12 protein-coding genes are annotated in these 12,129 nt (G+C 48.5%); 10 read left to right on the top strand and 2 right to left on the bottom strand.

Going from position 1 to position 12,129, the window contains the following annotated elements:
* The first annotated feature begins 75 nt into the window (after positions 1-75).
* A complete protein-coding gene (locus CIK96_RS06140; RefSeq protein WP_094389916.1) occupies positions 76-612 on the top strand; it encodes a 30S ribosomal protein S16 in 537 nt (178 codons plus the stop codon).
* A 132-nt stretch (positions 613-744) separates the two neighbouring features.
* Positions 745-1,902 (top strand): glycosyltransferase family 4 protein, encoded by a 1,158-nt coding sequence (locus CIK96_RS06145; protein WP_094440062.1) that lies wholly within the window; start codon positions 745-747, stop codon positions 1,900-1,902.
* 157 nt (positions 1,903-2,059) lie between these two features.
* On the opposite strand, the gene CIK96_RS06150 is transcribed toward CIK96_RS06145, so the two are convergent.
* Together CIK96_RS06150 and CIK96_RS06155 are read right to left on the bottom strand one after the other, a co-directional pair.
* Positions 2,060-3,721, bottom strand: coding sequence for an AMP-binding protein (locus CIK96_RS06150; protein WP_094440063.1), 1,662 nt, complete (start codon positions 3,719-3,721; stop codon positions 2,060-2,062).
* 30 nt (positions 3,722-3,751) lie between these two features.
* On the bottom strand, positions 3,752-5,410 hold the full coding sequence (locus tag CIK96_RS06155; RefSeq protein ID WP_094440064.1) for an AMP-binding protein: 1,659 nt from the start codon (positions 5,408-5,410) through the stop codon (positions 3,752-3,754).
* Between the two features lie 368 nt (positions 5,411-5,778).
* Here CIK96_RS06155 and atpD point away from each other — a divergent pair, with 368 nt between their 5' ends.
* From atpD to atpA, 8 genes are all read left to right on the top strand, one after another.
* Positions 5,779-7,305: a F0F1 ATP synthase subunit beta gene (gene atpD / locus CIK96_RS06160; protein WP_094389920.1), complete on the top strand. Its 1,527-nt coding sequence runs from the start codon at positions 5,779-5,781 to the stop codon at positions 7,303-7,305.
* 5 nt (positions 7,306-7,310) lie between these two features.
* Positions 7,311-7,559 carry an ATP synthase F1 subunit epsilon gene (gene atpC / locus CIK96_RS06165; protein ID WP_094389921.1) on the top strand — a complete coding sequence of 83 codons (249 nt, stop codon included), beginning with the start codon at positions 7,311-7,313 and terminating at the stop codon, positions 7,557-7,559.
* A gap of 13 nt (positions 7,560-7,572) precedes the next feature.
* On the top strand, positions 7,573-8,004 hold the full coding sequence (locus CIK96_RS06170) for a hypothetical protein (RefSeq protein WP_144007235.1): 432 nt from the start codon (positions 7,573-7,575) through the stop codon (positions 8,002-8,004).
* A 10-nt stretch (positions 8,005-8,014) separates the two neighbouring features.
* Positions 8,015-9,076 (top strand): F0F1 ATP synthase subunit A, encoded by a 1,062-nt coding sequence (gene atpB, locus CIK96_RS06175; protein ID WP_094389933.1) that lies wholly within the window; start codon positions 8,015-8,017, stop codon positions 9,074-9,076.
* Between the two features lie 66 nt (positions 9,077-9,142).
* On the top strand, positions 9,143-9,397 hold the full coding sequence (atpE, locus tag CIK96_RS06180; RefSeq protein WP_094389923.1) for an ATP synthase F0 subunit C: 255 nt from the start codon (positions 9,143-9,145) through the stop codon (positions 9,395-9,397).
* A 22-nt stretch (positions 9,398-9,419) separates the two neighbouring features.
* On the top strand, positions 9,420-9,929 hold the full coding sequence (gene atpF, locus CIK96_RS06185) for a F0F1 ATP synthase subunit B (protein ID WP_094389924.1): 510 nt from the start codon (positions 9,420-9,422) through the stop codon (positions 9,927-9,929).
* Between the two features lie 23 nt (positions 9,930-9,952).
* On the top strand, positions 9,953-10,489 hold the full coding sequence (locus tag CIK96_RS06190; protein ID WP_094389925.1) for a F0F1 ATP synthase subunit delta: 537 nt from the start codon (positions 9,953-9,955) through the stop codon (positions 10,487-10,489).
* A gap of 51 nt (positions 10,490-10,540) precedes the next feature.
* Positions 10,541-12,127: a F0F1 ATP synthase subunit alpha gene (gene atpA / locus CIK96_RS06195; protein WP_094440065.1), complete on the top strand. Its 1,587-nt coding sequence runs from the start codon at positions 10,541-10,543 to the stop codon at positions 12,125-12,127.
* Positions 12,128-12,129 lie beyond the last annotated feature (2 nt).

Consider the following 12,129-nt stretch of genomic DNA (forward strand, 5'->3'; position numbering starts at 1 on the left):
CAGTACCTTTGCATCCGCTATTACGAGATAGTAGCACGAAATTCAATTATTAAACATTAAAAGTTATTTAAAACAATGGCAACAAAAATCAGATTGCAACGTCGCGGTCGTAAGAGCTATGCTTTCTATAGCATCGTAATCGCAGACGCAAGAGCACCACGTGATGGTAAATTTACTGAGAAGATTGGAACTTTCAACCCTAACACCAATCCTGCCACAGTAGATTTGAATTTCGAACGCGCACTTTACTGGGTAGAGGCAGGCGCACAGCCCACCGATACCGTTCGCAACATCCTTAGCGGTGAGGGCGTTTACCTGATGAAGCACCTCCGTGGTGGTATTAAGAAGGGCGCTTTCGACGAGGCTGCTGCTCAGAAGAAGTTCGACGCATGGAAGGCTGACAAGCAGAAGGGTCTCGACAAGGTTCGTGAAGACGAGGTCAAAGCCAAGAAAGAGGCTGCTGCTCAGGAGCTCGCTCAGGAAAAGAAACTGAATGAGGAAATGGCCAAGAAGGTAGCTGAGAAGAAGGCTGCTGCTGAGGCTGCAAAGGCAGAGGAAGAGGCCGCAAAGGCTGCTGCTGAAGCAGAGACAGAAGCTCCTGCTGAAGCTTAATTTCCCTTCACACAACGAAACAAAGGAGAGGACGGATGGCAATATTCCGTTCTCTTTTTTGTTCTATATATTTCCAACGCGGTTTTCTCCTTATTATATTACTACCAACAAACTTACGATCTTCCTTTTTTTATGCACATTCTTGAAATTCCATCATTCTTCCCTCCTTATGGTGGCGAGTTCTGTCTTGAGCAGTCCAAGGCTTTACAGCAGCTCGGCCATGAAGTTCGGATATTGAGTCGCGTTCAACTTGGTATTACTAAAGGTTGGAAAGACTATCTCTTTCTCCCATATACTATGGGTGTAGAAACCATGGATGGGGTAGAGGTGTGGCGTGATTTCCAACGTGGAATCCCCAAGGTGGTGCGTCCCAATGTTGATAGATGGCTGAAAGGAGTGTTGAAATTGTCAGAAGAGTATTTCCGTCAATATGGTTGTCCCGACGTCATCCATGCCCATTGCGTGAAATGGGCAGGTCGGGCCGCCATGTTGATAGCGCAGCACCACCGCATCCCTTATGTGATTACCGAACATCTTCCTTCCATGATTTATGAAGAAGAGTTCCGTAGAGCGTCTCTGGGACAATGGGAAATCCCCCTGTTGCGTGAAGCGTTGGAAAAAGCGGATAGGGTAGTGGTCGTTTCCGAGGAGTTAGTGGATGAACTCGCACCGTATTTTGGTAAGCGTTACTCCCATCAGGTCGTTTCTAATATGATAGACACTCGCTTCTTTCATTATGCCAAACGTCAACCTTCTGATACGTTTCGTTTTTGTGCCATAGGCAATTTCATTCCGCGTAAGGGTTACGATATTTTAGCAGGAGCATTTCGGAGATTGAAGAGTCAAGGGGTGAATGCCAGTCTGACGTTGGTTGGTCCTTATACCGATTCTGCCTCTTGCCGCCGCCTTTATGCGAATATTCCAGATGTGCGTTTCGTGGGAACCACAGATAAGATTGGTGTCCGCGACATCCTTTACTCTGCTGATGCTTTAGTGCTTCCCACTCGTAGCGAATCACAGGGCTTGGTTTTGTTGGAGGCTATGAGTACGGGTATTCCCGTCATTACCACCGATGTTGTTCCGCAGAGCGTCCGTCAGCATGATGGTTGTGTGACCGTGCCTACCGAAGATGCGGTTTCGTTGAGCCATGCAATGGTTCGCTTAATCAGTGAACATTTTTCATCCGAACACATTTCTTCTGCCATTTCCGAAAGTTATTCTCCACATATCATCGGAAACCAATTGCAACAGTTGTTTTTCTCGCTGTTAGAGCGTCAAGTGAAACAATGAGCGTGGTGACATAAAAATGCAGACGTACATGCTGACCTGTTGGCGTAAAAAAAACTTTGCGTTTCCAAAACACGGGAGCGCAAAGTTTTTTTATCTACCGATTAGCTTTCAAATCCGCTTTACACACGCAGACTTGTGCGTAAACTCTTTCATCGTCTTATTGGTAGAGGTATCGTTTGATGCTCTTTTTAGGAGTTTTCTCAAATTCTTCCTTCTGTATTTCTATTTCGGTGATTTTCTCGTAAGCGGGGAGTAGTTCGTTGAGTTGCTGACGGTTCTGCTCCATGACATTGTAGATGTCCTCCTCGTTGAAGTTCATATTCTTCGCTTCATCGTAATCAGGATAAACCAGACCGACAAGCTTGTTGTTGCGCTGAACAACCACAGTTTCCACCACCATAGCCATAGAGTTGAACTTATCTTCTATCTCTTCGGGGTAGATGTTCTGTCCGCTGGGTCCCAGAAGCATGTTTTTCGATCTTCCGTTGATAAACACGTTTTTGTCGTCGTCCATGGTACCAAGGTCTCCCGTATGATACCATCCGTCTTTATCAATAGTTTCTTTGGTAGCTTCATCGTTCTTGTAGTAGCCCAACATGACATTGAGTCCGCGAGCCAAGATTTCACCAGGTTTTGTACTGGGACTGTCTGAGTCAATTTTCACCTCCATGTGAACTACAGGTTGTCCGCAAGAACCCAGTCTGAAGGTTTGCCAGTCGCGGTAGCAGATGATAGGTGCACATTCAGTGGCTCCGTATCCTACGGTGTATGGGAATTCTATTTTGCGGAGGAACGTTTCGATTTCGTGGTTAAACGCAGCACCTCCGATGATTACTTCATAGAGTTCACCTCCAAAAGCCTTCACCACTTCCTGACAGATCATCTGTTTCACCTTTTTGGAGATGACAGGCATTGCCATGAGGAGACGCATGCGGTTGTTTTGTATTTTGGGGAATACCTTCTTTCTGATAATCTTTTCGATGATCAGCGGAACAGCGATGATGATTCTTGGTTTGATGTCGGCAAATGCTTGTGCAATGATGGCAGGCGATGGTACGCGGTTAAGATAATAGACGTGGCATCCGTAGAGGAATTCAAATAGAAATTCGAAAGCCATTCCATACATGTGTGCCATGGGGAGAATGGAGATGATGCGGTCGCCCGTTTTGATGGTGTTGCCCAGTACGTTCACGGCAAAGTCGAAGTTCGACCACAGTGCGCGGTAGGGAATCATCACACCTTTAGAGAATCCCGTAGTACCACTGGTATAGTTGATCAGCGCCAGTTGTTCTCCGTTGTCTTCATATTCGTAGTGTACGTGTTCTTTGCGGAAATATTTTGGAAATTTCTTACCGTAAAGTTCGTTAAGATGTTCGCGTGCGTATGTCAGTTTGTCTGTTCTTGAAAGCATAAGAGAGTAGTCGGGGTTGTTGACAATACCCTCAAGATGTGGCATTTGCACAGGGTCAATCTGTGTAGCTACATGGTCGCCCACGAAAAGCAGTTTTGCATCAGAGTGGTTGACAATGTTGTGAATTTGTTCCGGCATGAATTCGTGCAGGATAGGCACGGCAATAGCTCCGTAGGTCAGCGTGGCAAGAAAAGCCACTGCCCATTGGTTTGAGTTTCTTCCGCAGAGTGCGACTTTATCGCCTTTCTGTACACCACAGTTTTCAAAGAGAATATGCAGTTTCTCTATCTTACGTGCCACATCGTGATATTGTAGCGTGGCTCCCTTGTAATCGGTCAAGGCATCAAGATCCCAATTGGTCTTGATGCTTTGCTCGATGAGTTGTATGAAACTTGGTACGTTTTCCATCTTCTACGATTGTTTAGTTTAGTATGATTCTTATTTATACAAGTAGCGCTTGATACTTTTCTTTGGAGTTTTGGCAAATTCCTCATATCGGATTTCGATACTCTGTATGCGGCTGTATGCAGGCATCATATCGTTGAGTTGCTGACGGTTTTGCTCCATGATGTTTTGTAGATCCGTCTCGGTGAATCCCATCTCTTTGGCCTCGTCCATGTCAGGATGTACGAGTGCCACAAGGTGTTGGTTGCGCTGTACGATAATACATTCGCTGACAACTGCCATTGATGCGAGTTTGTCTTCTATTTCCTCTGGATATACGTTTTGTCCGCTGGCTCCGATGAGGATGTTCTTTGAGCGTCCTTTGATAAACACATGTCCGTCTTCCGACATGGTTGCAAGGTCTCCGGTATGATACCATCCCTCCTTGTCGAGTGCGGCATCTGTTGCCTCTTGGTTTTTGTAGTAGCCCAACATGACATTGGTGCCTCGTGCCAGAATTTCGCCTGCCGTGTTCCGTGGATCAGGTGAGTCAATCTTCACTTCCATGTAGTCAACGGGCGTACCGCATGATCCTTTTTCAAAATCGTGGAAATCACTGTAGGTAATAAGTGGCGCACATTCAGTAGCACCATAGCCTACGGTGATAGGGAAGTCGATGTCAACGAGGAATTTCTCTATTTCCTTGTTAAGTGGAGCACCTCCTACAATGACTTCATAGGCTCTGCCTCCAAAAGCCTCACATACCTCTTTACAGATATGCTCTTTGACTTTCTTCGAAACCACGGGCATCTGCCAAAGCAGTTTGATAGCGTTGTTCTGTATCTTGGGGAATACTCTCTTGCGTATGATTTTCTCGATGATGAGTGGCACCGCCACTACCAGGTGTGGTCTTACTTCCTTAAAAGCCTCTGCAATAATGGCAGGTGATGGCAGTCGGGTGAGGAAGAAGAGATGGTAGCCTGAACAGAATGAAAACAAGAACTCGATGGCTTGTCCATACATGTGTGCCATGGGGAGGATAGAGAGAATCTTGCTGAACTTAGGCAGTCTTGGTGCCAATGTATTCATGCAGAAACTCACATTGCCCCACACTGCGCGGTAGGGCAGCATTACTCCCTTTGAGAACCCGGTAGTACCACTGGTGTAGTTGAGCATGCAGAGTTCTTCGGGTGAATCCACGTGCCAATGAATATCCTCCTTGCGAAATGCCATCGGATATTTCTTTCCAAAGAGTTCATTAAGGTGTTCGCGGGCGTAGGCCAGTTTTTCATTTCTGCATGTGTGGAGTGAGAAATCCGGCAGATTCAGAATACCGCTCAGGTTTGGCATTTCCTTTTCGTCAATGGTCTTGACGATGTAGTCGCCTACGAAAAGCAGTTTTGATTCCGAGTGGTTAACGATGTTGTGAATCTGTTCGCCATTGAATTCATGGAGAATAGGAACGATGACAGCTCCGTAGGCGAATGTAGCAAGATAAGCCACAGCCCAGTGAGCTGAGTTGCGTCCGCACACAGCGATGCGGTCACCTTTCTCTACTCCTGCTGCTTCCATGAGAATGTGGAGCTTTTCTATTTTGCGTGCCACATCGTGATATTGTAGTGTGGCTCCTTTGTAATCAGTCAGTGCATCGAGCAACCAGTTGTCTTTGATGGTTTTTTCGATGTAAGAGTTGAAGCTTGGTATGTTGTCCATTGCACAAATAACGAAATTTTGTGCAAAGGTAATGCTTTTTTTGCACATTCACAAAAAATATGTGCAATAATTTTGTAATATGTCCATTCCCTTATACCATACCTTATTAAATATAAGGTAAAAAGTAAACTGGATGATGTACTTTAGTTTTCCAAGGGCTATTTTAAGGGCTATTTTATGTGTACTTTTGTCGTCTGTGACGGGTGGTGATTGTTCAATGTTGCTGCAAAGGTGTTGCAAAGGTGTTGCAATAAACAAATAGTTGCATTAAAGTTTGTGAATTTTTTCTTTTTTATTAAAAAACTTAGTAATTTTGCGTTCAAAATATCTAAGCAAATAAAGTTAACTAAAATATAAAAATACTGCTTATGTCACAGATTAATGGACACATTTCGCAGATCATCGGTCCGGTAATTGACGTCTATTTCAATACCGAAGGCCAAGACGCAGAGAAAGTGCTTCCCCGTATTCATGAAGCGCTGACCATTAAGCGTCAGGATGGTACGCAACTTGTGGTTGAGGTACAGCAGCACATCGGTGAGGATACCGTGCGCTGTGTTGCCATGGACAATACCGACGGTTTACAGCGTGGACTGGAAGCCGTACCGATGGGTTCTCCTATTTTGATGCCTTCGGGCGAACAGATCAAAGGCCGTATGCTCAATGTTATCGGCCAGCCGATTGATGGTATGAAACAGCTCGCGATGGAGGGTGCTTACCCCATTCACCGTGAGGCTCCTAAGTTTGAAGAACTTTCTACCACCAAGGAGATACTTGCCACGGGTATCAAGGTCATCGACCTGTTGGAACCCTACCTTAAAGGTGGTAAGATTGGACTTTTCGGTGGTGCTGGTGTAGGTAAGACCGTGCTGATCATGGAGCTCATCAACAATATCGCCAAGGGGCACAACGGATTCTCTGTATTCGCCGGAGTAGGAGAGCGTACCCGTGAGGGTAACGACCTGATCCGCGAGATGATTGAGTCTGGCGTTATCCGTTACGGCGACAAGTTCCGCAAGGCCATGGACGAAGGCAAATGGGATCTCTCGCTGGTTGACCCTGAAGAACTGAAAAAGAGTCAGGCCACCCTTGTGTATGGTCAGATGAACGAACCACCGGGTGCTCGTGCATCCGTAGCCCTTTCTGGTCTGACCGTTGCAGAAGGCTTCCGCGATGGCGGCAGTAAGGATGGCGGTGCAAGCGATATTTTGTTCTTTATCGACAATATCTTCCGTTTCACTCAGGCTGGTTCCGAGGTGTCTGCCCTGTTGGGCCGTATGCCTTCAGCCGTAGGTTATCAGCCTACGCTTGCCTCTGAAATGGGATCCATGCAGGAGCGCATCACCTCTACCAAGAAAGGTTCTATCACTTCCGTACAGGCTGTTTACGTGCCTGCCGACGACTTGACCGACCCTGCTCCAGCAACTACGTTTACCCACCTTGACGCCACAACCGTGCTTGACCGTAAGATTGCCGAACTTGGTATCTATCCTGCCGTAGATCCTCTGGGAAGTACCTCACGAATCCTCGACCCACTCGTTGTGGGCAAAGAGCATTATGAGTGTGCCCAGCGCGTGAAGGAGATCCTGCAGCGCTATAAAGAATTGCAAGACATCATCGCCATCCTTGGTATGGACGAACTCTCCGACGAGGATAAGCAGACCGTAAACCGCGCACGTCGCGTGCAGCGTTTCCTCTCTCAGCCATTCTCAGTAGCCGAGCAGTTCACTGGTCTGCCAGGTGTGATGGTGCCCATCGAAGAGACCATCAAGGGTTTCAATGCCATTCTTGACGGTGAGGTTGACGATCTTCCAGAGCAGGCCTTCCTCAATGTAGGAACTATTGAAGATGCGAAGGCAAAGGCCAAAAAACTGTTGGAAGCTGCTAAAGGATAATTCGTATGTTGAAGTTGAAAATAGTTTCTCCCCAGAAAATCGAGTTTGAGGGCGATGTTCAGAGCGTTCTCGTTCCTGGTGTCTTGGGCCAGTTTGAAATACTGACCAACCACGCCCCGATTATCTCTGCGCTGACAGAAGGAACCGTAGTCTATGCGAAGTCAGACGGTGTGAAAAGCCAACTGGCTGTTGCCGGCGGTTTTGTTGAAGTGCAGAAGAATGAGGTGGCACTTTGTGTAGAACTCAATGCATAAGGAAAACAGACCAATGACGGAAGTACAGGAAAATCACATGATGCGTAAAGCTGCAGTCACCTATATCATTCAGAGCCTGACAATCATCGCAGTGATGACTGTTCTGGCCCTGTTGAGTGCCGGTGTATGGGGAAGCCTTTCGATGATAGGCGTGCCCCTTGCCGTTGCTGCAGGTTTCCAAGTGTTCGCCAGCCTGACCTACGGTTTGGCTTGGCGTGCGGTGGCATCCAGTTCATCAGCCAGTCTGCCGACGTTCTATCTTGCAGCATCTGGCTTGCGTATGATAGCAGGCATTGCCACCGTGCTGATCTATCTGTTTCTTGCCGACGACGAGATGCAGATTCGCTTCTTCGTCTTCCTCTTCCTTGTCTATTACCTTGTGCTGCTCATTTACGATACCCTTTACTTTGTGAGGGTGGAGAAAAAGATTCATCGAAATGCATAAAATAAAGAAAATGAAATATTTACTCGTAAGTCTTCTACTGTTACTTGGGCTTTCGTCCCCTGTCAATGCGACAGCGTCTAATAGCGTTGACGTGAAGGAAATCGTGTTGGGCCACATGGCAGACGCCTACGAATGGCACATTACCACATTCGGGAAGACCCATGTCAGCATTCCCCTGCCGGTCATTGTGAGAAGTGAGGCAACGGGAGCATGGCATTGTTTCAGTTCCTCTCGCATCGAAGAGGCTGCCGAAGAAGGTCACGATTACCAAGGCTTCTATTTCAACGAGGCGAAGAACGGTAAGATTTATGAGCGGCTTTCCGACGGTAGTAGCGTGCGTCCTTGGGATTTGAGCATCACCAAGAGTGTGCTTCAGATATGGATTGTAGTATTTGTCATGCTCGCCATCTTCCTCAGTTGCGCCCGTTGGTACAAGAAGCACGATGTGACGCGTGAGAGCCCCAGAGGCTTTGTCGGCATGATGGAAATGCTGGTCATGACCATCCACGACGACCTCATCAAGGACTCCATCGGCGAGAAGCACTATCGTCCCTATGCCCCTTATCTGCTGACAGCGTTCTTCTTCATTCTGATCACCAACCTGTTGGGCTTGTTGCCGGTATTCCCCGGTGGCGCCAATGTGACGGGAAATATCAACGTCACCTTCTTCCTTGCCCTGTGCACCATGTTGGCAATCAACCTGTTTGGCAATAAGGAATACTGGAAGGAAATCTTCTGGCCCGACGTGCCTGCATTCCTCAAGGCTTATCCCGTGGCTATTATGCCAGTCATCGAACTCTTCGGCATTCTCACCAAGCCCTTCGCGCTGATGATCCGTTTGTTTGCCAACATGATGGCAGGCCATGCCATTATCCTCTCCTTCACAGCCATCATCTTCATCGGATGGTCACTCAATGCTGTTTTGGGAAGTGGACTTACCGTGCTGAGCTTCGTCATGATGCTCTTCATGAACTGCCTTGAGTTTCTTGTGGCATTCATCCAGGCATACGTGTTCACCATGTTGAGTGCAGTATTTATCGGACTGGCTCACCCCGAACACCATGAAGGATAAACACATTCTCTAAAGAAAAAAAGTAAACAATAAAAAAATAAGTATAACCCATTTAAAAAATTTAAGATTATGTTATCATTGATTTTACAGGCAGCCGCAGGTGCTGGTCTCGCTAAGTTTGGTGCCGGTCTCGGCGCAGGTATTGCAGCTATTGGAGCCGGTCTCGGTATCGGTCGTATTGGTGGAAGCGCTATGGACGCTATTGCCCGTCAGCCCGAAGCAGCAGGTACTATCCGTACAAACATGATTCTGACAGCAGCCTTCGTAGAGGGTGTTGCCCTGTTTGCCGTTGTAGTTTGCGCACTTTGCGTGTTCATGTAATCCATAAAAAACTTCAAAGCAAATGGATATGAATTTACCATCAATACTGACGCCCGACTTCGGACTCTTCTTCTGGATGCTCGTCGCGTTTTTGGTGGTCTTCCTTCTGCTCGCTAAGTTCGGTTTCCCCGTCATCACCAAATCGGTAGAGGAGCGTAAGAACTTCATCGACGAGAGTCTCCGCAAGGCCCATGAGGCACAGGAGCGACTCGCCAACATCGAGAAAGAAGGAGAATCCATCTTGCAGGAGGCTCGCGAGAAGCAGACACAGATACTCCGTGAGGCAGCCCAGACCCGCGACGCCATCGTGGAGCAGGCCCAGGAAAAAGCCCGTCAGGAAGGTTCACGCTTGTTGGATGAGGCAAAGACTGCCATTGCCCAGGAGAAGAATGCCGCAATCGCCGACATTCGTCGTCAGGTAGCAGCCTTGAGTGTCGATATTGCCGGAAAGGTTCTTCGCGAGAATCTGAAAGACGACAAGTCGCAGATGGATTTGATTGACCGTATGCTGGATGAAGTTTCTGCTAAATGACAATAAGTAATTGATGATTGCGTATGGATATTGGAGCAATATCGATCAGATATGCACGGGCCCTGTTGAAGGCAGCCACCGCTGAAGGTCTCGAAGACAAGGTCTATCAGGACATGATGACCTTGGCGAAGAGCTACCTGGAGGTAGATCAGCTGCGGCAGACCGTCGAAAATCCCATGCTTTCGAAAGAAAAGAAGGAGGGCATACTGGCGGTTGCCGCCGGTGAGCAGCCTTCTGTTCTCACTCGAAACTTCATCAATCTCGTATTGAAAGAAGGCCGCGAGAACGTGATGCAGTTCATTGCGAATTCATATATCACGCTCTACCGCAAGCAGAAGAACATCATCCGTGGAAAACTCACCACCGCAGCGCGTGTGTCCGCTCAGACCGAGCAGAAGATGCGCCAGATGGTAGAGAGTAAGACTAATGGCACTGTGGAGTTTGAGACAGAGGTAAATCCCGATATCATCGGCGGCTTTATCCTTGAGTACGACACCTATCGCATGGATGCGAGCGTGAAGTCGAAGCTCAACACCATTCTCACACAGTTAAGTAAATAAGCAATAGTGTCCCCCCGTGGCACTTGTATCAAGCATTATTATTAAAAACAAATGTCAGACAAAATAAAACCAAGCGAAGTCTCGCAGGTGCTGCTCGAACAGCTCAAGGGCGTCAACGACTCTGCCAGTTTCGATGAAGTGGGCACCGTCCTCACCGTCGGCGATGGTGTGGCACGCATCTATGGACTCCGCAATGCAGAAGCCAACGAGTTGCTCGAGTTCGAGAATGGCACTATGGCCATTGTGATGAACCTCGAGGAAGACAACGTGGGTTGTGTGCTTCTCGGTCCAACGGCAGGCATTAAAGAGGGACAGGTCGTGAAGCGCACCAAGCGCATCGCATCTATCCGCGTCAACGACAATATGTTGGGACGCGTCATCAACCCCCTCGGACAGGCTGTGGATGGAAAGGGAGACATCGACCTGACAGGAGCATTTGAGATGCCGCTCGACCGTAAGGCTCCTGGTGTGATCTACCGTCAGCCGGTAAAGGAACCGCTCCAGACCGGATTGAAGGCTGTCGATTCCATGATTCCTATCGGTCGCGGACAGCGTGAGCTCATCATCGGCGACCGCCAGACGGGAAAGACCGCCATTGCCGTAGATACCATCATCAACCAGAAGAGTTTCTATGAAGCAGGCAACCCCGTCTATTGTATTTACGTGGCAATCGGACAGAAAGCCTCTACCGTAGCCACACTGGTACAGTCGCTCAAAGAGCACGGCGCCATGCCCTATACCATCGTAGTAGCCGCCACAGCAGCCGATCCTGCTGCCATGCAGTATTACGCTCCGTTTGCAGGAGCTGCCATCGGTGAGTACTTCCGCGACCGCGGTTATGCCGCCCTTGTGGTTTACGACGACCTCTCCAAGCAGGCTGTTGCCTATCGTGAGGTATCCCTCATCCTTCGCCGCCCGTCAGGACGTGAAGCCTATCCTGGTGACGTGTTCTACCTCCACTCTCGTTTGTTGGAGCGCGCAGCAAAGATGAACGAACAGCAGGAGGTGGCAGAACAGATGAACGACCTGCCTGCATGCATGAAGGGTCATGTACGCGGTGGTGGTTCGCTCACCGCACTTCCTATCATCGAGACCCAGGCAGGCGACGTGTCAGCGTATATTCCTACCAACGTCATCTCCATCACCGACGGACAGATCTTCCTGGAGAGCGACCTCTTCAACCAAGGATTCCGTCCAGCCATCAACGTAGGTATCTCCGTATCACGTGTGGGTGGTTCAGCACAGATCAAGTCGATGAAGAAGGTGGCAGGAACATTGAAGATCGACCAGGCACAGTATCGTGAACTGGAGTCCTTCTCTAAGTTCTCCAGCGATATGGATGCCGTGACCGCCATGACCCTCGACCGTGGTCGTAAAAACAACCAGTTGCTCATCCAGCCACAATACAGCCCCATGCCCGTAGGCGAGCAGGTGGCAATCCTCTATTGTGGTGTACACGGACTGATGCGCGAGGTACCCATCGAGAAAGTACGCGAGTGTCAGGATGCCTTCCTCGACAAACTGCGCACCTCCGCTCCCGAAGTCATCGAGACCTTGGGCAGTGGCAAGATCGACGACGCCACCACACAGCGTATCGAACAAGTCATGGCAGATATCGCCGGAACCTATAAAGCCTGATA

It is taken from the genome of Prevotella sp. P4-98, from assembly GCF_002251405.1.
Taxonomy (GTDB): domain Bacteria; phylum Bacteroidota; class Bacteroidia; order Bacteroidales; family Bacteroidaceae; genus Prevotella.